This window comes from Brevibacterium sanguinis (assembly GCF_003315415.1).
GTDB lineage: Bacteria > Actinomycetota > Actinomycetes > Actinomycetales > Brevibacteriaceae > Brevibacterium > Brevibacterium celere_A.
On the sequence record NZ_QNSB01000001.1, the window covers coordinates 142,765 to 165,642 of the forward strand.

22 protein-coding genes are annotated in these 22,878 nt (G+C 71.6%); 15 read left to right on the forward strand and 7 right to left on the reverse strand.

The features are described from left to right. Positions 1-27: 27 nt before the first annotated feature. The 5 genes from DFO65_RS00625 to DFO65_RS00645 all read left to right on the forward strand — a co-directional run bounded on the left by DFO65_RS00625 (position 28) and on the right by DFO65_RS00645 (position 4,634). The gene (locus tag DFO65_RS00625; RefSeq protein ID WP_113902484.1) at positions 28-1,584 is read left to right on the forward strand and encodes an NAD(P)H-hydrate dehydratase; all 1,557 of its coding nucleotides are present in this window, start codon (positions 28-30) and stop codon (positions 1,582-1,584) included. A gap of 65 nt (positions 1,585-1,649) precedes the next feature. Further along, complete coding sequence (gene alr, locus DFO65_RS00630; protein WP_113902485.1) at positions 1,650-2,864, forward strand: alanine racemase; 1,215 nt, start codon at positions 1,650-1,652, stop codon at positions 2,862-2,864. Then, entirely contained in the window at positions 2,861-3,466 is a 606-nt protein-coding gene (gene tsaE / locus DFO65_RS00635; protein ID WP_113902486.1) for a tRNA (adenosine(37)-N6)-threonylcarbamoyltransferase complex ATPase subunit type 1 TsaE, read from the forward strand. Before alr ends, tsaE begins: the two co-directional genes overlap by 4 nt. Then, a complete protein-coding gene (gene tsaB / locus DFO65_RS00640; protein WP_113902487.1) occupies positions 3,463-4,170 on the forward strand; it encodes a tRNA (adenosine(37)-N6)-threonylcarbamoyltransferase complex dimerization subunit type 1 TsaB in 708 nt (235 codons plus the stop codon). The genes tsaE and tsaB overlap by 4 nt, the downstream gene beginning before the upstream one ends. Beyond that, the gene (locus DFO65_RS00645) at positions 4,167-4,634 is read left to right on the forward strand and encodes a GNAT family N-acetyltransferase (RefSeq protein WP_113902488.1); all 468 of its coding nucleotides are present in this window, start codon (positions 4,167-4,169) and stop codon (positions 4,632-4,634) included. The genes tsaB and DFO65_RS00645 overlap by 4 nt, the downstream gene beginning before the upstream one ends. Here DFO65_RS00645 and DFO65_RS00650 read toward each other — a convergent pair. Further along, on the reverse strand, positions 4,609-5,253 hold the full coding sequence (locus DFO65_RS00650) for a biliverdin-producing heme oxygenase (protein ID WP_113902489.1): 645 nt from the start codon (positions 5,251-5,253) through the stop codon (positions 4,609-4,611). The two genes, DFO65_RS00645 and DFO65_RS00650, sit on opposite strands and share 26 nt — an antisense overlap. Positions 5,254-5,355: 102 nt before the next feature. On the opposite strand from DFO65_RS00650, the gene DFO65_RS00655 reads away from it, so the two are divergent. From DFO65_RS00655 to DFO65_RS00670, 4 genes are read left to right on the forward strand one after another with little or no spacing between them, the layout of a single operon-like run. Then, positions 5,356-6,303, forward strand: coding sequence for an aldo/keto reductase (locus tag DFO65_RS00655; RefSeq protein WP_113902490.1), 948 nt, complete (start codon positions 5,356-5,358; stop codon positions 6,301-6,303). Continuing rightward, complete coding sequence (locus DFO65_RS00660; protein WP_113902491.1) at positions 6,300-6,893, forward strand: hypothetical protein; 594 nt, start codon at positions 6,300-6,302, stop codon at positions 6,891-6,893. Before DFO65_RS00655 ends, DFO65_RS00660 begins: the two co-directional genes overlap by 4 nt. Then, a complete protein-coding gene (gene tsaD / locus DFO65_RS00665) occupies positions 6,890-7,969 on the forward strand; it encodes a tRNA (adenosine(37)-N6)-threonylcarbamoyltransferase complex transferase subunit TsaD (protein ID WP_113902492.1) in 1,080 nt (359 codons plus the stop codon). The genes DFO65_RS00660 and tsaD overlap by 4 nt, the downstream gene beginning before the upstream one ends. 8 nt (positions 7,970-7,977) lie before the next feature. Next, complete coding sequence (locus DFO65_RS00670; protein WP_113902493.1) at positions 7,978-8,478, forward strand: NUDIX domain-containing protein; 501 nt, start codon at positions 7,978-7,980, stop codon at positions 8,476-8,478. 74 nt (positions 8,479-8,552) lie between these two features. Here DFO65_RS00670 and DFO65_RS00675 read toward each other — a convergent pair whose 3' ends face one another. Further along, positions 8,553-9,704 carry a glutamate--cysteine ligase gene (locus tag DFO65_RS00675; RefSeq protein ID WP_113902494.1) on the reverse strand — a complete coding sequence of 384 codons (1,152 nt, stop codon included), beginning with the start codon at positions 9,702-9,704 and terminating at the stop codon, positions 8,553-8,555. 146 nt (positions 9,705-9,850) lie between these two features. Between DFO65_RS00675 and DFO65_RS00680 the strand changes: the two genes are divergently transcribed. Continuing rightward, positions 9,851-11,449: a glycoside hydrolase family 3 N-terminal domain-containing protein gene (locus tag DFO65_RS00680; RefSeq protein WP_113902495.1), complete on the forward strand. Its 1,599-nt coding sequence runs from the start codon at positions 9,851-9,853 to the stop codon at positions 11,447-11,449. Between the two features lie 173 nt (positions 11,450-11,622). Here the strand turns inward: DFO65_RS00680 and DFO65_RS00685 are convergent, their stop codons facing one another. Then, positions 11,623-12,453 carry a sulfurtransferase gene (locus tag DFO65_RS00685; RefSeq protein ID WP_113902496.1) on the reverse strand — a complete coding sequence of 277 codons (831 nt, stop codon included), beginning with the start codon at positions 12,451-12,453 and terminating at the stop codon, positions 11,623-11,625. After that, positions 12,450-13,688 carry a class I SAM-dependent methyltransferase gene (locus DFO65_RS00690; RefSeq protein WP_113902497.1) on the reverse strand — a complete coding sequence of 413 codons (1,239 nt, stop codon included), beginning with the start codon at positions 13,686-13,688 and terminating at the stop codon, positions 12,450-12,452. The genes DFO65_RS00685 and DFO65_RS00690 overlap by 4 nt, the downstream gene beginning before the upstream one ends. 80 nt (positions 13,689-13,768) lie before the next feature. On the opposite strand from DFO65_RS00690, the gene rsmA reads away from it, so the two are divergent. Genes rsmA through DFO65_RS00705 form a run of 3 tightly spaced genes read left to right on the forward strand, consistent with a single transcriptional unit; the run spans position 13,769 to position 16,346 of the window. After that, complete coding sequence (gene rsmA / locus DFO65_RS00695; protein WP_113902498.1) at positions 13,769-14,686, forward strand: 16S rRNA (adenine(1518)-N(6)/adenine(1519)-N(6))-dimethyltransferase RsmA; 918 nt, start codon at positions 13,769-13,771, stop codon at positions 14,684-14,686. After that, the gene (locus DFO65_RS00700; RefSeq protein ID WP_113902499.1) at positions 14,683-15,630 is read left to right on the forward strand and encodes a 4-(cytidine 5'-diphospho)-2-C-methyl-D-erythritol kinase; all 948 of its coding nucleotides are present in this window, start codon (positions 14,683-14,685) and stop codon (positions 15,628-15,630) included. The genes rsmA and DFO65_RS00700 overlap by 4 nt, the downstream gene beginning before the upstream one ends. Then, positions 15,627-16,346 (forward strand): FadR/GntR family transcriptional regulator, encoded by a 720-nt coding sequence (locus DFO65_RS00705; RefSeq protein WP_113902500.1) that lies wholly within the window; start codon positions 15,627-15,629, stop codon positions 16,344-16,346. The genes DFO65_RS00700 and DFO65_RS00705 overlap by 4 nt, the downstream gene beginning before the upstream one ends. 12 nt (positions 16,347-16,358) lie before the next feature. Here the strand turns inward: DFO65_RS00705 and DFO65_RS00710 are convergent, their stop codons facing one another. Together DFO65_RS00710 and DFO65_RS00715 are read right to left on the reverse strand one after the other, a co-directional pair. Then, entirely contained in the window at positions 16,359-17,762 is a 1,404-nt protein-coding gene (locus tag DFO65_RS00710; protein ID WP_113902501.1) for a GntP family permease, read from the reverse strand. A gap of 18 nt (positions 17,763-17,780) precedes the next feature. Continuing rightward, complete coding sequence (locus DFO65_RS00715) at positions 17,781-18,407, reverse strand: gluconokinase (protein WP_113902502.1); 627 nt, start codon at positions 18,405-18,407, stop codon at positions 17,781-17,783. Positions 18,408-18,646: 239 nt separating this feature from the next. On the opposite strand from DFO65_RS00715, the gene gndA reads away from it, so the two are divergent. Both gndA and DFO65_RS00725 read left to right on the forward strand, forming a co-directional pair. Next, positions 18,647-20,203 (forward strand): NADP-dependent phosphogluconate dehydrogenase, encoded by a 1,557-nt coding sequence (gene gndA / locus DFO65_RS00720; protein WP_113902503.1) that lies wholly within the window; start codon positions 18,647-18,649, stop codon positions 20,201-20,203. A gap of 57 nt (positions 20,204-20,260) precedes the next feature. Continuing rightward, entirely contained in the window at positions 20,261-21,394 is a 1,134-nt protein-coding gene (locus tag DFO65_RS00725) for a pyridoxal-phosphate-dependent aminotransferase family protein (protein WP_113902504.1), read from the forward strand. Positions 21,395-21,608: 214 nt separating this feature from the next. Here the strand turns inward: DFO65_RS00725 and DFO65_RS00730 are convergent, their stop codons facing one another. After that, on the reverse strand, positions 21,609-22,658 hold the full coding sequence (locus DFO65_RS00730; RefSeq protein ID WP_113902505.1) for a homocysteine S-methyltransferase family protein: 1,050 nt from the start codon (positions 22,656-22,658) through the stop codon (positions 21,609-21,611). Positions 22,659-22,878: the final 220 nt, after the last annotated feature.

The following is a 22,878-nucleotide window of genomic DNA, read 5'->3' on the forward strand; positions in this document are numbered from 1 at the left end:
CACGACCGACGACGGAAGGAGCAGTCGATGAGCGAACGGGCCTATCCCGGTGAGGTGATCCGCGCGGCCGAGGTCCCCCTCCTCGGCGCGGGCGCACCGCTGATGGAGCGCGCGGCCACCGCACTCGCCCTGTACTCCGCCGCCGCCCTCCGCGCGCGCGGCCGGGCGGCGCGGGACCGGCGGGTGGCGGGGTCGCGGGTCTGCGTGCTCGCAGGACCGGGCAACAACGCCGGGGACGCCCTCTTCGCCGCCGCGTCGCTGGCCCGGGGCGGGGCGCAGGTGAGCATCGTCCTCCTCTTCGACCGCACCCACGACGAGGGGCTGCGGGCCGCCCGCCGGGCCGGCGCCCGCGCCATCGACCTCGCCGCAGTCCCCGCCGCGGATGCCCTCGAGACGCTTCGCCGCGCCGATCTCGTCCTCGACGGGATCCTCGGCACCGGCGGCAGGCGCGGGCTGCCCGCCCACATCACCGGCCTCATCCGCGACTGGCGCCGAGGCGGGCCGACGCCGGGCACCGTCATCGCCGTCGACGTTCCCTCCGACCTCGACCCCGCGGATCCGGAGACCGCCGGCGAGCGGATCCACGCCGACCACACCGTCACCTTCGGCGGGCTCAAGGCCGAGCTCATCGACCCGCGCGTGCGCCGGTTCACCGGCCGTGTCCACGTCGTCGACATCGGCCTCGACCTCGACGCCGCCCGGGCCGCCGCCGAGGTGATGGTCGGGCCCGATCTCGCCGCCGACTTTCCGCGTCCTCGCGCGGACGATCACAAGTACTCGCGCGGGGTGCTCGGCGTCGTCGCCGGATCGGCGACCTATCCGGGTGCCGGGGTGCTCACGACCACCTCGGCGGTGGGATCCGGCATCGGGATGGTCCGGTACCTCGGAGCCGCGAGCGTCGCCGACCGGGTCCTCACCCACCACCCCGAGGTGGTCACCGCCGAGGGTGCGGTCGACGCCCTCGTCATGGGATCGGGGGACCCCGAGGACGAGTTCGTCGCCCCCGCGCTCGAGGCGATCGCCGACACGGACGTCCCCCTCGTCCTCGACGCCGGCTCGCTGGCCCTGGTCGGCGACGACGCCGCGGCGCTGACCGGACGGCCCGTCGTCCTCACCCCGCACGCCGGCGAGCTGGCGCGGCTGCTCAGCCGCCTCCTCGGCGAGGACGTCTCCGCCTCCCGGATCACCGCGGATCCGCTGGGCTGGGCCCGGCGGGCGGCGAGCAGGACGGGTCACATCGTGCTGCTCAAGGGCGGGAGCACCGTCATCGCCTGTCCCGACGGGTACGCCGTGCTGCCGGAGTCCGGCCCTCCCAGCCTGGCGACGGCCGGGTCGGGGGACGTCCTCTCCGGGATCATCGGGTCACTCCTCGCCGGGGCCCATGCGCGGGCGACGCGACGCGGCGCGGAGCCGGGGGAGTCCCTCGACGACCGCACGATCGCACGCACTCTCGGCCTCGCCGTCCTCGTCCACAACGCCGCCGGTTCGCGCTGCGTCAACGCCGGGCAGCTGGCGACGGCGGTCGGCGACGTCGTCGAGGGGCTGCTCCACCCGGACCCGAGCGCCTCGGACTCGCCGAGGTGACCTCCGAGCTCGGAACCGACGACTCCCGGCGCCGGGCGTCGAGGCCCGGACGGTACTCTTGTCCAGTGACCAGAATCGAGAGCTCCGGGTCCCTGGTGCGGGCCGAGATCGACGAGGCGGCCCTGCGCGCCAACGCCGAGACCCTCGCTGGTCGGCTCTCCCCGGCCCGGCTCAAGTGCATCGTCAAGGCCAACGCCTACGGACACGGGATCGACATCGTCGCCGGCAGCCTCTTCGCCGCAGGCTGGCGGGAGTTCGGGGTCGCCACGATCCCCGAGGCACTCGCCCTGCGGGAGATCCTCGGCGAGTCCGCCGTCATCTCCGCCTGGCTCCACGGCCCCGAGACCGACTTCGCCCCCGCCGTCGGCGCCGGCATCGAGATCGGCGTCTCGACGCTGGCGTGCCTCGACTCCGTCCGGGACGCGGCCCGCCGGGCAGGGCGCGGCGCCCGCGTCCACCTCAAGGTCGACAGCGGCCTGGGCCGCAACGGCTTCAGCCCCGCGGACTTCGACGACGCCCTGCACCGGCTCGAGGAGATCGCCGCAGGACCGGTGCCCGGCGCTTCCGGCGCGCCCGGGGCCTCCTCGCCCACCGGCATCGAGATCGTCGGGATCATGAGCCACTTCGCCGTCGCCGACGAACCCGAGCGCGCGGAGACCGCCGAGCAGGTCGCGGTCTTCGACTCCGCCCGCCGCCGGCTGCGCGCCGTCCTCACCGCGGCCTCCGGACGCCTCGGCGACCCCGACCGGCTCGACATCCACATCGCCAACTCCCCGGCCGCGCTCACCCTCGACCCCCTGCCCGGAACATCGGCACGCGTGGGCCTCGCCCTCTACGGGCTCTCACCGCTGGAGGGCCGGACCCCGGCCGACCTGGGACTGCGCCCGGTCATGCGGCTCGTCTCCGAGGTCGTCAACCTCAAGCACGTGCCCGCCGGCCACGGGGCCTCCTACGGGCTGACCTATACGACCGAGCATGACACCCGGTTCGCGCTCGTGCCCGGCGGCTACGGGGACGGGATCCCGCGCGCGGCGTCGAACCGCGCCGAGGTGGCCATCCGCGGCCGCCGCTACCCCGTCGTCGGACGGATCGCGATGGACCAGATGGTCATCGACGTCGGCGAGGGAGCCGTCGACCTCGGCGACGAGGTCGTCATCCTCGGTCCCGGCGGACCCAGCGCCGATGAGTGGGCAACCTGGTCGGATACCATCAACTACGAGATCGTCACGCGGATCAGCGCCCGCGTCGACCGGACGCCGCTGCCACCAGGGACACGATGAAAGCACTGTTGAGATCATTGGCCCAGATGAGGGCCTTCGCCGAGGCGCTCGCCGGGCATCTGGCCCCGGGTGACCTCCTCATCCTCTCGGGGAACCTCGGGGCGGGGAAGACGACGTTCACCCAGGCCCTGGGCTCCCACCTCGGCGTGCAGGGCCGCATCACCTCGCCGACCTTCATCATCGCCCGTGAGCACCCCTCGGCCGGTGCCGGACCGACGCTCGTCCACGTCGACGCCTATCGCCTGTCCGACGCCGCCGAGCTCGAGGACCTCGACCTCGACTCCGAGCTCGCCGAGTCGATCACCGTCGTCGAATGGGGCGCGGGCCTCGCCGAGACCCTGAGCACCGACTACCTGAGCATCGCGATCTCCCGCACCGGGGAACCGACTGCCGAGTCCGACGCGGACGAACCGGGCACGGGCGAACCAGGCGCGGGCGAACCCGCCGACTGGGACGAATCCGACGACGACGCGGACGAACCCGCCGACGAGGCGCGCCTCGTCGAGCTCACCGCGCACGGTGAGACATGGACCGACCGGCTGCCCCGTGTCATCGGCTCGATCCGGGCCGCGGGGCTCGACTGCGAAGAGGACAGCGCATGATCATTCTCGGCATCGACACCTCCCAGTCCGCCTCGGTCGCCCTCGTCGACACCTCCACGGCCACCGTCCTCGCCGCCGAGCAGGCCGACGACCCGCGTCGTCACGTCGAGTTCATCGGCCCGGCGCTCGCGCGGGTCCTGGCGCACCCGGCCTCCCCGGACCGCGTCGTCGTCGGCATCGGACCCGGCCCGTTCACGGGACTGCGCGTCGGGATCGCCGCGGGGATCGCGGTCGGTGCGGCACGCGGGATCCCCGTGCACGGGATGCTCTCCCATGCGGCGCTGGCCGAGGAGCTCAACGCTCTCGGCCCGGTGACCGGCCCGGTGCTCGTCGCCGGAGACGCCCGCCGCCGGGAGGTCTACCTCAGCGTCTACGGTCCACCGCCCGAGCCGGTGGCGAACGGCGGTGCCGGCCTTCTCGCCGGGCCCTTCGTCGCCGCGCCCGTCGACGTCGCCGAGGTGCTCGCGGCGGCGGGGTTCCCCGGCGACTCCGCCGCCGCGCGGATCGGACGGGGGTTCGCGCTCTACGCCGACGTCCTCGGCGCACCTCAACCGCACGATCTCCTCGATCCGAAGGCCGAGCACCTCGTCATGGCCGCCGCCCGTGAGCTCGCCGCCGGTCGCGAGCTGCCCGAGCCCGTGCCCGAGTATCTGCGCGAGCCCGACGCGAAGGCCGCACCGGTCCGCGAGAGCACGCTGAGATGACTCCGCTCCTCCGGCCGCTGCGGTGGTGGGAGCTCGACGTCGTCGCGGCCGCCGACGCCCGGATCTTCGGCGCGACGGCGTGGACACTCGGCTACTACTGGGCGGTCATGGCGCAGCCGGGTACCGAGATGATCGTCGCCGAGCTCGACGCCGCGGCGGGGGAGCTGAGCGCGGAGTCCCTGGCGGGCTGGATCGTCATGTCGAGCGCCGGCCAGGAGGCCGACGTGATGACGATCGCGACAACCGAGCGCGCCCGCGGGCAGGGAGTGGGGCGGGCCGTCCTCACCGCGGGACTCGACTGGGCGCGGTCCCGCGGCGCGCGGACCGTCCACCTCGAGGTCGACAGCTCCAACCCCGCGGCCATCGGCCTCTACGAATCCTTCGGGTTCACCGAATGGGGACGGCGCCCCGACTACTATCCCGGCAGCGATGCGCTCCTCATGCGGCTGACGACGACGGAGTGAGGTCGGCGATCTCGCTGAGCACCTCACCGTTGAGCTCGAACGCCACGAGCGCCTCGGCGATGACGGCCTCCTCGTCGCCGCCGGTCCCGGCCAGGGCGTCGAGTCTCCTCCGGTAGGCGTCCTTGAAGGGCTTCGTCTTCCCGATCTCCGCGAAGTCCCACATCGTCAGCGCCTCGGCCTCGATCCCGTAGTGCCTGGCCATGAGCGCGCCGATGGCCAGGCCGCCCGACAGGTCACCGAGGTACCGCGTGTAGTGATGGGCGAGGAGCGCCTCGGGGGAGCGCAGCCCGCGCAGCCGCTCCGCATACCGGCCGGTCGCCTCGACGACGGGTGGGTCGGGGTCGTCGAGGCCCGCCCGGAGACGGTCGAGGTCGTGGACGATCCGGGCGTGACGGTCGAGCCGATCGTCGGCGAAGGGGGCGAAGACTGGATGCGCGCCGAACTCCGCGGCCCTCCGCTCGAGCTCGGCGTAGATGACCTCGTACTGGGTGAGCAGGAGGGCGTAGGCGCGGGCATCGAGCCGGCCGTCCATGAGATCGACGACGAAGCCGCGGTTCTCCACATCGGAGTGGATCGTGGCCGTCGCCTCGCGCAGACGCGCGGAGAAGTCGCTCGGCATGCTGCCTCCTTGCTCGCGGGCCTCCAGCTTAGAGTCCCGGCCGAGGCGGGGCAACGCGCGGGCCCATGACCCGCCGGGGTCGGGGGCGCTAGGCTTGGGGGCATGACACGAGTGCAATTGGCTGACACGAGACTCATGGTCCATCCCCTCCAGCTGGGAGGCAATCCCTTCGGCTGGGGTGCGGACAAGGAGCAGAGTTTCGCCGTCCTCGATGCCTACGCCGAGGCCGGGGGAAACTTCATCGATACCGCTGACGTCTACTCGGTCTGGGTTCCCGGCAACTCCGGCGGGGAGTCCGAAACGATCATCGGCGAGTGGATGAAAGCGCGCGGCAACCGCGACGACATGGTCATCGCCACGAAGGTCGGAATGCACCCGAAGCACGCGGGACTCGACCCCGCCAACATCCGCGAGTGCATCGACGCCTCCCTGCGTCGCCTCGGCACCGATCACATCGACCTCTACTACGCCCACATCGACGACGAGGAGGTCGACCAGCTCGCCGTGGCCGAGACCTTCGACGCGCTCGTGCGCTCCGGCAAGGTCCGCTACCTCGGGGCCTCGAACTTCGGCCTCGAGCGGCTGCGCTCGGCCCTGAAGATCTGCGAGAAGTACTCCTTGGCCTGCTACCGCGTGGTCCAGGACGAGTACAATCTCGTCTCCCGCAGCGCCGTCGACAGGCAGAAGCAGACGTTCCTGCGTGCCGAGGGCATCGCCGAACTCCCGTTCCACTCCCTGGCCTCGGGGTTCCTCACCGGCAAGCACACCGGCGGAGACGCCGCCGACAGCGTGCGCGGGGACCGGGTGGCCGACCTGCTGGAGAACCAGGACGCACTCGGCGCCCTCGAGGTCCTCCACGACGTCGCCTCCGCCCACGGCGCCTCGATGACCGCCACGGCCATCGCCTGGCAGCTCAGCCACGACTTCATCCCCGCGACGATCGCCTCGGCGCGGGTGCCCGAGCAGCTCACCGAACTGCTCGCGGGAACGGAGCTCGTCCTCACCGAGGCGGAGATCAGCGCGCTCGAGGACTGCTGGGCCGAGGCATGATCCACCCGCGACTGGTCAGCTGGGAGAACGGCACCGATCTCGTCATCGAGTTGCGCCTGCCCGCGACTCCCGCGACGGCCTGGGCCGCGCTCGTCGACGGATCGGCCGCGGGAGCGTGGTTCGCCCCGTTCCGCGTCGAGGACGACGGCGCCGTGTCCCCGGACCCGATCGCCGCCGCGGAGGCCCCGGAGGACGGCGCCGCCGAGGAGGCGCCGATCGCCACGGTCGTCTTCGACCTCGGCGAGACCGAACTCGAGGGCGAGATCCTCAGCTGCGAGCCCGAGGAGCACGTGCTCGTCGAACTCGACGACTTCGGGGTGCTCGGTCTGCGGCTCATCGGCCTCGAGACCGCCGAGGAGGCGGGAGCCGCCCCGGGCACGGGGGCCGAACCCGCGGGCACCGTGCTCGTGTTCACGCAGACGGCCGCCGACGTGGAGTCCGCCCGCCGGTTCGCCGCCGACCACGGGCCGATGTGGGACACGCACCTGCGCCTGTTCGCCCACACCCTGGGCGCCGAGTTCGCCGCGACGGACGAGGCGACCCTGACCGCGCGGTACTCCGCGCTCGAGGTCGACGAGGAGGCGCGATGAGCGAACCGCTGGTCCTCGGCATCGAATCCTCGTGCGACGAGACCGGGGTCGGCATCGTCCGCGGCCGCACCCTGCTGACGAACACCGTCTCCTCGTCGATGGACGACCACGTCCGCTTCGGCGGGGTCGTCCCCGAGGTCGCCTCCCGCGCCCACGTGCAGGCGATCGGCCCCGCGATCGACTCCGCCTGCCGCGAGGCCGGCATCCGCCTGTCCGAGCTCGATGCCGTCGCCGTCACCGCCGGGCCCGGGCTCAGCGGTGCCCTCATGGTCGGGGTCGGGGCGGCGAAGGGCCTGGCCGCGGCCCTCGACCTCCCCCTCTACGGGGTCAACCACCTCGCCGCCCATGTCGCCGTCGACCTCGTCGCCGAGGACGTCGACGGTCTGCGCACGCCGACCATCGCCCTGCTCGTCTCGGGCGGGCACACGGAGATCCTGCGCATCGGCGACATCGTCGACGACATCGAACTCCTCGGGGCGACGATCGACGACGCGGCGGGGGAGGCGTTCGACAAGACCGCCCGGCTGCTCGGACTCGACTACCCGGGCGGGCCCAACATCTCGAAGGCCGCCCTCGGGCTCCTCGACGGCTCCGGCGTTCCCGGCGATCGCACCGCGGTGCGGTTCCCGCGCGGGCTCGCCCGCAAGTCCGACCTCAGGGACCCCGAGCGCCGCTACAGCTTCTCCTTCTCCGGCCTCAAGACCGCCGCCCTGCGCGAGGTGACGAGGGCCGAGGTCACCGGGGCGGACCTGCGGGTGGCCGACATCGCCGCCGGATTCGAGGACGCCGTGGTCGATGTGCTCGTGACGAAGACGCTGCTCGCCGCCGCGGACACGGGAATCGACCACGTCGTCCTCGGCGGTGGGGTCGCCGCGAACTCCCACCTGCGCCAGGTCCTCGGTGAGCGCTGCGCCGAGGCAGGGATGACCCTGCGCGTGCCTCCGCTGCGGCTGTGCACCGACAACGGGGCGATGGTCGCGGCTCTCGGCGCCGAGCTCGTGGGCCGGGGGGTCGGTCCGAGTGACCTCGGGTTCGCCGCCGTCTCGTCCCTCGATGTCGATCATGTCCTCGTCTGAAGGAAGCCATGTCCACTCCTGAGAGCGAACGACCCCCGGAGCGGGAACTACGCTCCGGCGACGGCTGGGTGACCACCGGCGACGGTCGCAGGTTCTGGGGCCTCGAGGGAGCGGCGGGCCTCATGCTCCTCGACCCGCGGCGCGGAGTGCTCCTCCAGCACCGCGCCCTGTGGTCGGCCCAGGGCGGGACCTGGGGCTTTCCGGGCGGGGCCCGCGACATCGGCGAGGACGCGATCTCCGCGGCCCTGCGCGAATCCCACGAGGAGGCCGGGGTGCCCGAGGCCGCCTCGGACATCGAGATCCTCGCCACCCACGTCCTCGACCTCGAGGTCTGGAGCTACACGACGGTCATCGCGAGGACCCGGCGCCCCGTCGAGGCGAAGGTCAACGACCCCGAGAGCCTCGAGGTGAGGTGGGTGCCGATCGACGAACTCGACGACTACCCGCTGCACCCCGGGGTCGCCTCGGCGCTTCCCGAGCTCCTGGCGCTCCTCAACGACCACTCGTAGCCGGGCTCACGCCGGGTCGGGGCATGACCGGAGGACCCGCGGGCGGAATCAGGCCGTGTCGGGTGCGGGCGGAATCAGGCCCGATCCGCGGGGACCGCGCAGGGCTTCGACGACCTCAGGTCTCCGATGAGGGAGCGGGTCACCTCGGTGAGCGAGCCCGTGGTCCTGAACACCTCGCGCTGTCGCTGGTAGGACACGCCGCGCTCGATGAGGGCGGTGATCGACCGCAGCTCCGGCAGGCAGCCGAGACGCTCGGCGGTGGGGCCGAGGCGCTCGATCTCGTCGGCGAGGCATTCGGTGACGAGGCGCTCATCGGCCGCGGCGTTCTCGATGATGATCGCCTCCATCCCGTACCGGGCGGCGCGCCACTTGTTCTCGGCGTGGAACCAGTCGGGCATCGTCGGCAGGGTCTCTCCCGCGTCGAGGCGGGCGGAGAAGTCGTCGACGAGGCACTGGATGAGCGCGGTGAGCGCGGAGATCTCCTCGAGGGTGGGCACCCCGTCGCAGACCCGGACCTCGACCGTGCCCCAGTGCGGGGAGGGGCGGATGTCCCAGCGGATCTCGTTGATGTGGTCGATGATCCCGGTCTTGAGCATGTCCTCGACGTAGCTCTCGTAGTCGGCCCACGTCTCGAACTGGAACGGCAGCCCGGCGGTGGGCAGCTGCTGGAACATCATCGCGCGGTTCGAGGCATAGCCGGTGTCCGTGCCGCCCCAGAACGGCGACGAGGCGCTCAGCGCCTGGAGGTGGGGGACATAGGCGAGGAGCGCGTTGAGGATCGGCAGCACCTTGTCGCGGGAGTCGATGCCGACATGGACGTGCACGCCGTAGATGAGCATGTTCCGCCCCCACCACTGGGTGCGGTCGACGAGCTCGAGATAGCGGTCCTTCGGCCGGATCTCCTGCGTCTGCCACTGGGCGAACGGGTGCGTGCCCGCGCACATGAGCTCGATCCCGCGCGGATCGGTGAGGGTGCGCAGGGTGGCCATCGCCTCGCTGAGGTCCGCGGCGATGCCGGGGACATCGGTGTGCACGCCGGTGACGAGTTCGATCGTGTTCGTGAGCATCTCGCCGACGATCCGGTTCTCGAAGTCCGGGGTGTGCTCCGCGACGGCCGCGAGCAGATCCTCGGCAGCGGGAGCCAGATCCAGGCTGTGACCATCGATGAGAGCCAGTTCCCATTCGACACCGATGGTGGAACGGGGTGAGCGTGCGAAATCGACCATGGACCGATCATAGTAGGGGACGGCGGCATTCCCGGTGCGCGAACAGTCGTGTGCGACGCCTCATGACATGAGCCGGTTTCCCGCCTCCGAGCGACCCGAGGATGCGGTCCGGGCGGCCGGCTGTCCGTGACCAGTAGCATGGGGTCATGCGTTTCGGTCTCACCTGCACGGCACTGACCATGGCTCTCGCGCTCGCCGGCTGCTCGTCGAGCGCTCCCGAGGAGGCGCCCACCGGTGATCCCTCGGCTCCGACACCCTCACCCGAGGACCTGCCGGCGCCCGCCGACATCTCCCCGGCCGACTTCGCCGACGAGGCCGAGGACATCGTCGGCGGTCTCTCCGACGAGGAGCTCGCCGGCTCCGTCATCATCGGCACCTGGGCCGGCACCGACACGCAGGCCGGGGTTCGCCTCATCACCGAGCACCACCTCGGCGGGGTCATCGTCATGAAGGACAACCTTCCCGAGACCCCCGAACCCGCGCAGGTCGCCGGGGTCACCGAGGCGCTCGCCGGTGCCCGCACCGAGGGTCGGCCCGTGTCGATCGGCGTCGACCAGGAGGGCGGGCCCGTGTCCCGGCTGAGCACGGGAGCCCTGCCGTTCCCTCCGCTCATGGCCCTCGCGGCCACCGGTGACCTCGGGCTCACCGCCGAGGCGACGGCCGTGCAGGCCAGGGACCTCACCGACCTCGGCTTCACGATCGACTTCGCCCCGACCGCGGACGTGACGACCGGGCCCGACGATGTGACGATCAACGTCCGCTCCGCCGGGGACGATCACGAGGACGTCGCCGAGGTGGTCGCCTCCGTCGTCGAGGGTTACTGGGCGGGCGGGATGGCCGGGGCGGCCAAGCACTTCCCGGGGCACGGTCGGCTGGGCGTCGACTCCCACGAGTCCCTGCCGGTGTCGACGAAGAGCATCGACGAGCTCGAGGACACCGACCTGCTGCCGTTCCGGTCCGCCGTCGAGGCGGGGGTGCCGATGGTGATGATGGGGCACATCGCGCTGCCGGACGCGACGACGACTCCGGCCACCCTCAACGAGGAGGCCTACTCGGCGCTGCGGGACACGCTCGACCACGACGGAGTCATCGTCACCGATGCGCTCAACATGAAGGCCGTCCCGCAGGACCTCGGCGGCGGCGAGACCGTCCGGGCGCTCAAGGCCGGTGCCGACCTCGCGCTCATGCCGCCGGATTCGGCCGCCGCACAGCAGGCGGTGCTGGCCGCCCTCGGCTCCGGGGACCTGAAGAGGGACGACCTCGTCGAGAAGGCCGAGCGGGTGGTGGCGATGCAGCTCGCGACCGAGGAGGCACAGAGGAGCGTCGAGGCCGCAGGCGGGTCGGGAAGCGGCGGCAGCGAGGCCGTCCTCACCGAGGTCGCCGAGAAGTCGCTGACGGTGCTCAAGGGCGAGTGCGAGTTCCCCGGAACCGACTCGATCGACATCGTCGGCGGCAGCGAGGCGGAGACGGCCGCCCTCACGGCGGCGGCCGAGGACGAGGGCCTGCGGGTGGGATCAGGGGGAACGACCGTCTCCCTGAGCCCGCAGACCTCTGCCGACGTCGCGGTCGGGACCGCCGCCCCGTGGACGATGCGCAGCACCTCGGCGCCGTCGGCGGTGACGGCGTATGACGACAACCCGTTCGCTCTGCGGGCGGTGGCGAAGTGGCTCAAGGGCGAACTGAGCGCCGCGGGACGGCTGCCCGTGGAATATCCGGGCAGCGACGAGGCTCCCGACTGCGCCTGATCCTGTGCCGGTCGCTGGCTCGCCCACTCGGCAGCCGCTGCCACCAGGGTATGGTGCCGCTTTTCAACGCCCGCGCCGTCACCGCGACCTGAAAGTGGAATCGCGCGGCTCAAGTGCAGCGCGATTCCACTTCTTGGCAGCGGTCGTCAACCCCTCCGCCGGTCAGGCCACGGTCACTCGGTCTCGACCGGACGGGCGGGATCGGAGGACCAGCCGGACCAGCTCGCCGGGTAGAGGACGGAGTCGACGCCGAGCGTCGCGAGCGCCAGCGCATTGTGGCAGGCCGTGACCCCGGAACCGCAGTAGACGCCGACGGGCTGCTCGAGTGCGCCGAGCTCGGCGAACCGGGCGCGCAGCGCCGCGTCGTCGAGGAACCGTCCTCCGCTCGTGTTGTCCGTCGCCGGGGCGCTCTTCGCCCCCGGGATGTGCCCGGCCCGCGGATCGAGCGGTTCGACCTCGCCGCGGAAGCGCTCCTTCGCGCGGGCATCGAGCAGCACGCCGTCGAACGCGGCCGCCGCGTCCGCGTCGATGACCGGCAGCGACCCGGCGGAGATGGTCACCGTGCTCGGGTCCACCGTCGCACCCGGACCGGTCTCGAGCTCGCCTCCGGCCTCGAGCCAGGCGCGCAGGCCCCCGTCGAGGACCCGCGCGTTGAGCCCGGCCCACCGCAGCAGCCACCAGGCACGGGCGGCGCCGAGGGCGGAGTTGTCGTCGTAGACGACGACATCGGTGAGGGCGTCGATGCCCCACCGGCGCACCTGCTGCTCGAACCGCTCCGGTGAGGGGAGGGGATGGCGGCCGGCCGTCGGATCGGTCGCGGAATGGTCGGCGAGTTCGGTGTCGAGGTCGACGTAGACGGCGCCGGGAATGTGCCCGGCCGCGAAGTCGTCGCGACCGTCGGGCTTCGTCAGCGTCCACCGGACGTCGAGCAGCCTCGGCGCGGAGCCGGTGGTCAGCTTCTCGAGCAGCTCCTCGGCGGTGATGAGCACGTCCGCTCGGGTCATGATGCGGTCTCCTTGGTCGTTGGTGTCACCGGGTGGGTGAGAAGGACGACATGGCGCTCGCCGACCCGCGTGAACACGAGAGTCGCGCGCTCGCCCTTCGGAAGCTTGAGCTGACGCCTGACCTGGTCGGGGACGATGTCGGCGCCGCGTTTCTTGATGACCACGGACCCGATCCCGCGGGCGATGAGCTCACGGCGCAGGGTCGGGATCTTCGCCGGCAGCACCTCGGCGATCCGGTACGCCGTGACCCCGGCCGCGGCGGGGCCCGCGGGCTCGTCGTCGGTCGTGAGGTAGGCGATGCGCGGGTGCACGCGGCGCGCCCGCAGCCCGGGGCACAGCGCGGTGACCAGACCGGCGCGCACGATCGCCCCATCGGGTTCGAGCAGGTACTCGCCGAGCTCGCCGATGCCGGACTCGTCCTCGGCCGGGACGTCGTTCTCGTGGACGAGCAGGGTGCGCTCGCCCATGACCAGGGCGCTGCGGCCGGGCCGCTGCCGGGCGGCCCCGAAGTACAGGCACACCTCGACGACCTCGCCGCCGTGGGAGACCCATTGGGCCTCGGCCTCGTCGGGGATGAGCGCGTGGTCGAGCGCGGGACCGAGCTTGACCCCGGCCGAGCGTGCCGCCAGCGCCTGGGCGACGACCCAGGACAGGGAGGGGGAGAACTCGTCGGGGTCGGTGATGCGCGAGGTCGAGCCCTGCCTGGTGCCCCGGCCGATCCGCCGGCGCGCCGGATCGAACCACAGGGCGTCGAATCCGGAGGTGTCGATGTCCTCGGCGCGGGCGTGCTCGACGCGGACGCTGGAGAGGTGGCGGAGGTTGTAGCTGGCGATGGCGGCGGTGACCTCGTCGGAGTCGACGGCCGTGACCTCGGCGCCGAGCCCGGCGAAGGCGAACGCGTCCGCCCCGATCCCGCAGCCGAGATCGGCGATCGTCACCGCCTCCCCGCCCTCGCCGAGGAAGCGGCGGGCATGGTGGGCCGCGACCGGCAGCCGGGTGGCCTGGGCCAGACCGTCGCGGGTGAAGAGCATCTCGGCGGCGAACGGGCCGAGCTTCGCCTCGGCGTCCTTGCGCAGCCGCGCCTGCGTGAGCAGAGCGGCGGTCACCTCGGCGGAGTACCCCTCCTTCCGCAGGGCCGCGGACCGGGCGAGCTCATCGGCGGGCAGGTCCTCGATGCGGTCGAGCCGGTCGAGGACGGAGACGTCGAGGAGTTCGGTGAGAGTCTGCGGATCCATGGGTTCACCCTATCGCCACGGCCGCGGCACGTGCACCGCGTCCTGTGTCCGCGGAGAAGCGGTGATGTAAGTTGTTGGCTGTGACGCTACTGACCGCCCGCGACATCCGCGAGATCGCCGCTGACCTAGGACTGCGCCCCACGAAGCAGCGGGGCCAGAACTTCGTCATCGACCCCAACACCGTGCGCTCGATCGTCGCCGCGGCGGACCTCGACGGGCCGCAGAACGTCGTCGAGATCGGCCCCGGACTGGGCTCGCTGACCCTCGGCCTCCTCGAAGCCGGTCATCACGTCACCGCCGTCGAGATCGACGACGTCCTCGCCGCGCGGCTGCCGGTGACGATCGCCGAGTATGCGGTCCCGGAGACGGACACCCTCGCCGAGGCGGGCGACGCCTCCGGTGACGCCGCGGAGCCCTCGGCCGCCGCTCGGTTCGACCTCGTCAACGCCGACGCCCTGCGCGTCACCGCGCTGCCCGTCGAGCCGCAGGCCCTCGTCGCCAACCTGCCCTACAACGTGGCCGTGCCGGTGCTCCTGCACTTCCTCGAGATCTTCCCCAGCCTGAGATCCGTCCTCGTCATGGTCCAGCTCGAGGTCGCCGAGCGCCTGTCGGCCGGCCCCGGCTCGCGGACCTACGGGGTGCCGAGCGTCAAGGCGCAGTGGTACGGGGACGTCACCCTGGCCGGGCGCATCGGCAAGAACGTCTTCTGGCCGGCCCCGAACATCGACTCCGGCCTCGTCCGCATCGACGTCACCCGCACCGAGCGGGACCCGCAGGAGCGTCGTCGCCTGTTCGGCCTCGTCGACGCCGCCTTCGCGCAGCGCCGCAAGACCCTGCGCGCGGCCCTGGCGACCTGGGCCGGCAGCCCGCAGAGGGCCGAGGAGATCCTCCACGCGGCGGGGATCGACCCACGCACCCGGGGGGAGGCGCTCGGCGTCGCCGACTTCGAACGCCTCGCCGCCGCCGGCCACGCGCTGAGCGAGGACGGACGGGCATGAACGCCCCGAGCCCGGCCCGCGCCCTGGCCCCGATCACGGTGCGCGCTCCCGGGAAGATCAACGTCCACCTCGGCGTCGGCGGCCTCGACGAACACGGCTATCACGAGCTCGCGACCGTCTTCCAGGCGCTCAACCTCACCGAGACCCTCACGCTCATCCCCGGCGGCAGCGGCCGCATCGAGGTGCGGGGGAGGTACGCCGAGGCGGGAGTGCCCCAGGACGAGACGAACATCGCCCGCCGGGCCGTGAGGTCCCTCATCGAGGCCCTCGAGGGCTGGAAGGACCTCGACGTCCTCCACGACCTCGACATCGTCATCGACAAGCAGGTGCCCGTGGCCGGGGGGATGGGCGGGGGCTCGGCCGATGCCGCGGCCGCCCTGGTCGGCGCGGCCCACCTCGTCGGAGGCGTCCGCGACGAGGTCCTCCACGAGTGCGCGGTCGCCGTCGGCGCCGATGTCGCCTTCCTCCTGCGCGGAGGGACGGCGATCGGGCGCGGCCGCGGTGAGAAGCTCACCCCGGTCCTCACCCGCGGGTCCTTCCACTGGGTGCTCGCCACCTCGGCGGGGCAGCTGTCGACCCCGCGCATCTACGCCCGCTTCGACGAGCTCAACCCCGCCCCGGAGCCCGCGGTCGTCCCCGACCAGGTCCTCACGGCGCTCGCCGCGGGGGATCCCGACGCGCTGGCCGCCGCGGCCGCGAACGACCTCACCGAGGCGGCGGTCTCCGCGATGCCCGAACTCGCCGAGGTGATGGAGGCCGGGCGCGCCGCCGGTGCGCTCCTGCCCCTGCTCAGCGGCTCGGGACCGACGATCGGGTTCCTCGCCCGCGACGCCCACCACGCCCTCGACCTCGCCGTGCTGCTGCAGGCCACACGCGGGGTGAAGGAGGCGATCAGGACGACGGGACCGGCACCGGGCGCGCACGTGGTGCACGACTCCCGATGACCGCCGGCGGGAACCTCCACGAGAGCGTGCTCAACGCCGTCGGCACCGACATCGTCTCCGGCGCACTCGCCCCCGGCACGGTGATCCGCACCGAGGAGCTGCGCTCACGCTACGAGGTCTCCGTGTCCGTCGTCAGGGAGGTCGTGCGCGTCCTCGAGTCGCTCGGCATGGTCAAGCCGGTCCGCCGCCTCGGACTGGTCATCCTCGCGATGCGAGAGTGGACGATCCTCGACCCGCTCGTCGTGCGCTGGCGGATGGCCGCACACCCGGGCATCCAGCTGCGGTCGCTGACGGAGCTGCGCGTCGCCATCGAACCGCAGGCCGCGCACTTGGCGGCACTCCACGCGGACGCGGCCGCCGCCGAGGAGATCATGCACCTGGCGGCGCGGATGCGCTCGGCCGGCCGCAGCGGCGATGTCGAGGCCGTCCTCGACGCCGACATCGCCTACCACCGGGCGGTGCTGCGAGCCGGCGGCAACGAGCTCTTCGCCTCCTTCGACTCGGTCGTCGCCGAGATCCTCACGGGACGGACGAACGCCGGACTGATGCCGCGCTTCCCCCACCCCGAGGCGCTGCAGTGGCATTTCGACGTCGCCGATGCGATCGGCGCCCAGGATCCGCAGCGGGCCCATGAGGCGATGACGAAGATCATGGTCAGGGCGTTCGACGAGATGGAGGACGCTTGGGCCGGCGAAACCCGGCTGCGCACGGACTGACGCCGTCGGGCCTCAGGCGAGGCCGGCGATGCCGTAGAGGGCGAGGCTGAAGGCGAACCCGACGACGCCGAGGAGCGCCTGGGCCACGGTCCAGGTCTTCAGGGTCGTCTTCGTGTCCATGCCGAAGAACCGGGAGACGAGCCAGAATCCGGAGTCGTTGACATGGCTGGCGAACACGGAGCCGGCGGCCAGGGCGAGGACGATCGCGACGACCTGCAGGCTCGAGAAGTCCGGATTGCCGACGACGACCGGCTGCATGAGGGCGGCCGCCGTCGTCAGCGCCACCGTGGCCGAGCCCTGGGCGACGCGCACGATCGCGGCGATGATGAACCCGGCGACGATGACCGGCAGTCCGAGGGCGGCCAGGGAGTCGGCGATCGAGTCGCCGATCCCGCTCGCCCGCAGGACGCCGCCGAACATCCCGCCGGCGCCGGTGATGAGGATGATCGAGCAGACGGGGCCGAGCGCGGAATCGACGATGGTCTCGACCAGCGTGGCGTCCTTGCGCTTGCGCCATCCCAGCAGCCACATGGCCGCGAAGACCGTGATGAGGAGGGCGATCGGCGTCTCGCCGAGCATCCGCAGGATCGTCACCGCGGTCGTCTCGGCATCGATCCAGCCGGCCTGACCGGCGAAGTTGAGGCCGGTGTTGAGGAAGATGAGCACCAGCGGCAGGGCCAGGAGGAAGACGACGGTCGAGAGCCTCGGCGAGGATTCGAAGTCGTGGAACTCCTCATTGCCGTTGCCGGCGAGGATCGTCGGCACGGGCACGTCGAAGCGCCGACCGACGGCGAGGCCGAACAGGTAGCCGACGAGGTACCACGTGGGGATGGCGATGATGAGGCCGCAGATGAGGACGAGGCCGACATTGGCCTCGAGCAGTCCGGACGCCGCGACCGGACCCGGGTGCGGCGGGACGAAGATGTGCATCGCCGAGAACGCCAGCGCGGCGGGGAAGGCGTAGAGGAGCAGGGAGCCGCCGAGGCGCCGGGCGACGGTGAAGATGATCGGCAGCATGACGACGAGCCCGGCGTCGAAGAAGATCGGGAATCCGAACAGCAGTGACGTGACGCCGAGCGCCAATGGTGCGCGCTTCTCCCCGAACACGCGGATGAGGGCATCCGTGAGGACCTGAGCGCCCCCGGAGAGCTCGAGCATCCGCCCGAGCATCGCCCCGAGGCCGACGAGGAGGGCGACGCTGGCCAGGGTCGACCCGAAGCCGTCGTAGAGGACGGTGACGAGGTCGGCGGGGGCGATCCCGGCGGCGAGGGCGGTGATGACGCTGACGACCACGAGGGCGATGAACGCATGGAGCCGGAAGCGGATGATGAGGAGGAGCAGGAGGGCGATGGCGACCGCCGCGATGCCCAGCAGGGCGGAAGCGGGCAGGGTCCAGTTGAGTGAGATGTCGGTCATTCCTCTTCCTCGAGGTCTCTAGTGGTCGGCGTGGGGACGGTGGGTGGGGGAGCGGTCGGAGTCGGTGGCGTCGGTCGTCGCGGCCGCCTCGGGGTCGGCATCGGTCGTCGCGGTCGCCTCGGGGAGGGACTCGGCGAGCTTGGCGAGGATGGTCCTGCAGACCTCGTCGGGCGGGACGTCGATCGGGGCGATGAGGTGGGCCTCGTCGGGGTCGAGCGGCTCGAGGGTGCTCAGCTGCGAGTCGACGAGGGTGGGGGACATGAATTCGTGGGAGCGGAAGGCCAGGTGCTCGACGATCTTCTCCTTGGCCCCGGTGAGGTGGATGAAGAAGGCCTGGGGCACCCGCGCCCGCAGGTAGTCGCGGTAGGCGCGCTTGAGGGCCGAGCACGCGATGACGGGTGGGGAGTCCGACCCCAGATGGAGCGCGACCGCCCGCAGCCACGGCCACCGGTCATCGTCGTCGAGCGGGGTCCCCGAGGCCATCTTCGCCTTGTTCGCCGCACTGTGGAGGTCGTCTCCATCGAGGAACTCGATGCCGAGCTCAGCGGCGAGCAGCTGTCCGACCGTCGTCTTCCCGGTCCCGGAGACGCCCATGACGATGAAGGGAGGGAGGGATGCGAACCTCTGGCGAGCGCCGTGTTCCATCTCCGTCAACCTCTCGAAAACATATGATGATATTGCTAGACTTCTGTCAATAAATCAGATTTATAGAACCGTAGGCGAGGCGGGCCAGGACTGTCAAGAGTGCCTGGCCCCTGCGGCGGCGGCACCGCTGAGGCGGTCGGGGCGAGTGCTGTGCACACTCCCCAGAGTACTGTCGGTCGCAGGGACTGGCGAGGGTGCGAGGACGTCGCACACCTCGGACACGAGGAAGAGGAGTGGCAATGACCGCTGATGTGGGCGTGATCGGGACCGGAGTCATGGGATCCAACCTCGCGAGGAACCTGGCCTCCCAGCCGGGGACGCGGGTGGCGATCTACGACCGGGACGTCGAGCGCGCCCGCGCCGTCGCGGCCGCCCACCCCGAGGCCGAGTTCCTCGTCGCCGACTCCCCGGCCCAGCTCGCCTCGATGCTCCACGGGCCGCGGGTCGCGATCCTCATGGTCAACGCCGGACGGGCGACCGACTCGGCAATCAGTGACCTCGTCGCGGTGTTCGAATCCGGCGACATCATCGTCGACGGCGGCAACTCCCTCTTCACCGACACGATCGCCCGCGGCCGGGCGGTGGAGAGGTCCGGGATCGAATTCGCCGGGGTCGGCATCTCCGGAGGGGAGGTCGGTGCCCTGACGGGACCGTCGATGATGGTCGGCGGCAGCGAGGCCGCATGGAGGCGGCTGCGCCCCATCCTCGAGCCGATCGCCGCGAAGGCCGAGATGAAGTCCGAGGGCGGGTCGGAGACCGGCACGGCGCGCGGGTCCGGGGACGCGAGGTCCGAGGACGTTCCGAAGCCCTCGCCGGAGGAGGCGCTGCAGTCGAGCTCCGCGCGGGAGCCCGAGACGGCCGGCGAGCCGTGCATCGCCCATGTCGGGACCGACGGCGCCGGCCACTTCGTCAAGATGATCCACAACGGCATCGAGTACGCCGACATGCAGCTCATCGCCGAGGCCTACGCCCTCCTCCGGGAGGGCGCGGGTCTCGCGCCCGGTGAGATCGCCGAGGTGTTCGCGCAGTGGAACGAGGGAGAGCTCGAGTCCTATCTCGTCGAGGTCACCGCCGAGGTGCTCGCCCACACCGATCCGCTCACCGGTCGGCCCTTCGTCGACGTCGTCGCCGATTCGGCCGGGGCCAAGGGGACCGGAGCCTGGACGGTGAAGACCGGGCTCGACCTCGGGGCGCCGATCGCCACCATCGCCGAGGCGGTCTTCGCCCGGTCCCTGTCCGCGGCCACCCTGCTGCGCAGCGCCGGCGACACACTCGACGGACCCCGGCCCGCCGCCTCGGCGGAGGAGTCCGAGGCGTGGGTCGAGACCGTGAGGAAGGCGCTCTTCGCGGGCAAGATCCTCGCCTATGTCCAGGGCCTCCACGAGATCGCCGTCGGCGCGCGCGAGCACGGATGGGACACCGACCTCGGTGAGGTCGCGAGGATCTGGCGTGCCGGCTGCATCATCCGCGCCCGCTTCCTCGACCGGATCGCCGACGCCTATGCCGCGGATCCGCAGCTGAGCTCCCTGCTCACGGCCCCGTACTTCCGCGATTCGCTCAACGGCACCCAGTCGTCCCTGCGCGAGGTCGTCGTCGCGGCGGCCGGGGCCGGGGTCCCGGTGCCGGCGCTGTCCTCGGCGCTCGCCTACTACGACGGCATCCGCGCCCCGCGGTCCTCGGCCGCGCTCGTCCAGGGGCAGCGGGACTTCTTCGGGTCCCACACGTACGGACGCGTCGACCGTCCGGGGACCTTCCACACGCTGTGGTCGGGGGACCGCAGCGAAGTCGAGGTCTGAGTCGGCCGGCGTGGGACGCGGTGGCCCGATTCCGCACTTCATGGCAATGTTGTGCCCATGACACTGCCACATGACGACGTCGATCCCGACGGCCTCCTCGAGTACTCCGTGGTCTTCACAGACCGGTCCCTCAACCACATGTCCTCCCGGTTCACCACCGTCATGCAGGACATCAACCGCATCCTCCGCCAGGCCTACGACGCGCACGCCGCGGCGATCGTCCCCGGCGGCGGCAGCTATGCGATGGAATCCGTCGCCCGGCAGATCGCGACCGGGAAGAAGTGCCTCATCGTCCGCAACGGCCTGTTCTCCTTCCGCTGGTCGCAGATCCTCGATGCCGGCAGCATCGCGGCCGAGACGACCGTGCTCAAGGCCTCCCCGGTCAGCGACGAGCAGCAGTCGGCCTGGGCGCCCGCGCCCATCGCCGAGGTGGTCGCCGCGATCGAGCGCGAACGCCCGGCCGTCGTCTTCGCCCCGCACGTGGAGACCGCCTCGGGAATGCTGCTGCCCGACGACTATGTCCGTGCCATCGGCGAGGCCGTGCACGCGGTCGGCGGACTGTTCGTCCTCGACTGCATCGCCTCCGGTGCGGTGTGGGCCTCGATGACCGACCTCGGCGTCGACGTGCTCATCTCCGCCCCGCAGAAGGGATGGAGCGGATCGCCCTGCGCCGGCTACGTCATGCTCTCCGAGGCAGGGCGCGAGGCCGTCGAATCGACGCAGTCGACGAGCTTCGCGATGGACCTGAGGAAGTGGCTGTTCATCGCCGACGAGTACGAGGCCGGGCGCACGCCGTACCATGCGACGATGCCCACCGATGCGCTCACGCACAACGCCGCGCTCATGCGCGAGACCGAGGAGCGGGGATTCGACAAGCTCGCCGCTGCCCAGTTCGAGCTCGGCACCCGGGTGCGCACCCTCCTCGCCGACCGCGGTCTGCCCTCGGTCGCGGCCGCCGAGTTCGCCGCGCCGAGCGTCGTGGTCGTCCACACCGACGATCCGACGCTGAAGTCGGGTGCGGCGTTCAAGGAGGTCGGCGTCCAGGTGGCCGCCGGCGTGCCCCTCCACTGCGACGAGGGCGAGGACTTCTCGTCGTTCCGCCTCGGCCTGTTCGGCCTCGACAAGCTCGGCGACATCGACGGCACCATCGCCCGCCTCGAGGCAGCCCTTGACGAGCTGGGCGTGAAGTAGGCCCATTTCGCTCCGGTAGGCGTCACGCCTACCGGCAGGCGCAATTCGCACCGTTGGCGCCAACTCCTCGCGGCAGCTTTGCACCGACACGCCGGAGCGCCAATTCCCACCGCTGCAACGGTGGGAATTGGCGCTCCCGGTGTGTCGACGTCAGCGCGACCCGTGCGACCTCCGGACGAACCGCACCGGTGGGCCGACGCCGATGCGTCAGTGCTCAGGCGCGGTCGCCGAGGGCGACGACGTTCTCGGCGAGGCGCTCGTTGTCGCCGTACATGAAGTGGTTCCTCATGTTCTCCGAGAAGCGGCTGGCCTCGGTGGTCAGACCGACCGCCTCGGCGACCTCGCGGATGTGCATCGGCGTCGCGCCGCAGCACACGCCGATGTAGTTGACGCCCAGGTCATGGGCCTCCTTGGCGAAGGCGCCGATCTCGTAGCGGTTGGTCTGCAGCGGATCCAGGGCGGTGGGGAACGTCCGGCCGTGCGGCGACGGCACTGCCGCGTTCGGGTCGGAGAGGTTGAAGAAGGTCGGCTCCTCCTCGGTGGTCCGGTAGGGGATCGGCAGGGCGCCGACGTGACAGGACACGGCTTCGCGGATCTTCTTCAGCCACGGCAGCATCGTCGCCGGCCCGCGGAAGCAGTTGAGGCCGACGACATCGACGCCGAGCTGCTCGAGACGCTGCGCGGTCTCGACGATGCCGGCTCCGTCGGCCATCTCCTGGAAGGCCATCGGGGCCAGGGTGAGGACGACGGGCAGGCCGCTGGCCTTGGCGATCTCGGCCGCGGCGATCGCCTCCTCGGCGAAGTAGAAGGTCTCGCCGATGATGAGGTCGGCACCCTCCTCGACGGCCCATCCGACCATCTCCTCGAACATCGCACGGACCTCGGCCTGCTTCTGCTCATCGGCGGGATCCCAGATGTTCGAGTTGGAGATGTTGCCGGCCATGAAGTTGCCGGGCTTCGCGTCGGCGACGCTGCGGGCGATCTGCAGGGCGGAGCGGTTGAGCGGCTCGAGCAGGTCCTCCTTGCCGATGACGCGCATCTTCTCGCGGTGGCCGTTGTAGGTGAAGGCCTCGACGATGTCGGAACCGGCGCGCTGGAAGTCCACGTGCAGGGACCGCAGCGCGTCCGGGAATTCGAGCGCGACCTCGGGGACGAACTCGCCGGCGGTGAGGTAGCCGCGTTTCTCGAGCTCGAACAGGAATCCTTCGGCGCAGATGACGGGCCCGGCGTCGAGGCGTTCCTTGAGCGGATTGGTCTGGGTCATGAGTTCTCCTCGGTGGATTGGCTGGGCGGGCGGGGGAATTGCCCTGGCCCGAGAATGTAAGCACGTCCGCGACGGGGAATGTGCCGAGAATGACATAAACGCCCGGCCGAGGTGGTTCGATGACGATCTCGACGCACACCTCGGTGCCGGCCGGTCCGAGGAGTCCGCTCGCACGCGCCGATGGTCAGCTCTCGGCCGTGCTCGCCTCCGCACCTCGACT

Coding starts and splice junctions, on each gene's coding strand:
- DFO65_RS00625 (WP_113902484.1), top strand. CDS start 28: ATGAGCGAACGGGCCTATCCCGGTGAGGTGATCCGCGCGGCCGAGGTC.
- tsaE (WP_113902486.1), top strand. CDS start 2,861: ATGAAAGCACTGTTGAGATCATTGGCCCAGATGAGGGCCTTCGCCGAG.
- tsaB (WP_113902487.1), top strand. CDS start 3,463: ATGATCATTCTCGGCATCGACACCTCCCAGTCCGCCTCGGTCGCCCTC.
- DFO65_RS00645 (WP_113902488.1), top strand. CDS start 4,167: ATGACTCCGCTCCTCCGGCCGCTGCGGTGGTGGGAGCTCGACGTCGTC.
- DFO65_RS00650 (WP_113902489.1), bottom strand. CDS start 5,253: ATGCCGAGCGACTTCTCCGCGCGTCTGCGCGAGGCGACGGCCACGATC.
- DFO65_RS00655 (WP_113902490.1), top strand. CDS start 5,356: ATGACACGAGTGCAATTGGCTGACACGAGACTCATGGTCCATCCCCTC.
- DFO65_RS00660 (WP_113902491.1), top strand. CDS start 6,300: ATGATCCACCCGCGACTGGTCAGCTGGGAGAACGGCACCGATCTCGTC.
- tsaD (WP_113902492.1), top strand. CDS start 6,890: ATGAGCGAACCGCTGGTCCTCGGCATCGAATCCTCGTGCGACGAGACC.
- DFO65_RS00670 (WP_113902493.1), top strand. CDS start 7,978: ATGTCCACTCCTGAGAGCGAACGACCCCCGGAGCGGGAACTACGCTCC.
- DFO65_RS00675 (WP_113902494.1), bottom strand. CDS start 9,704: ATGGTCGATTTCGCACGCTCACCCCGTTCCACCATCGGTGTCGAATGG.
- DFO65_RS00680 (WP_113902495.1), top strand. CDS start 9,851: ATGCGTTTCGGTCTCACCTGCACGGCACTGACCATGGCTCTCGCGCTC.
- DFO65_RS00685 (WP_113902496.1), bottom strand. CDS start 12,453: ATGACCCGAGCGGACGTGCTCATCACCGCCGAGGAGCTGCTCGAGAAG.
- DFO65_RS00690 (WP_113902497.1), bottom strand. CDS start 13,688: ATGGATCCGCAGACTCTCACCGAACTCCTCGACGTCTCCGTCCTCGAC.
- DFO65_RS00700 (WP_113902499.1), top strand. CDS start 14,683: ATGAACGCCCCGAGCCCGGCCCGCGCCCTGGCCCCGATCACGGTGCGC.
- DFO65_RS00705 (WP_113902500.1), top strand. CDS start 15,627: ATGACCGCCGGCGGGAACCTCCACGAGAGCGTGCTCAACGCCGTCGGC.
- DFO65_RS00710 (WP_113902501.1), bottom strand. CDS start 17,762: ATGACCGACATCTCACTCAACTGGACCCTGCCCGCTTCCGCCCTGCTG.
- DFO65_RS00715 (WP_113902502.1), bottom strand. CDS start 18,407: ATGGAACACGGCGCTCGCCAGAGGTTCGCATCCCTCCCTCCCTTCATC.
- gndA (WP_113902503.1), top strand. CDS start 18,647: ATGACCGCTGATGTGGGCGTGATCGGGACCGGAGTCATGGGATCCAAC.
- DFO65_RS00725 (WP_113902504.1), top strand. CDS start 20,261: ATGACACTGCCACATGACGACGTCGATCCCGACGGCCTCCTCGAGTAC.
- DFO65_RS00730 (WP_113902505.1), bottom strand. CDS start 22,658: ATGACCCAGACCAATCCGCTCAAGGAACGCCTCGACGCCGGGCCCGTC.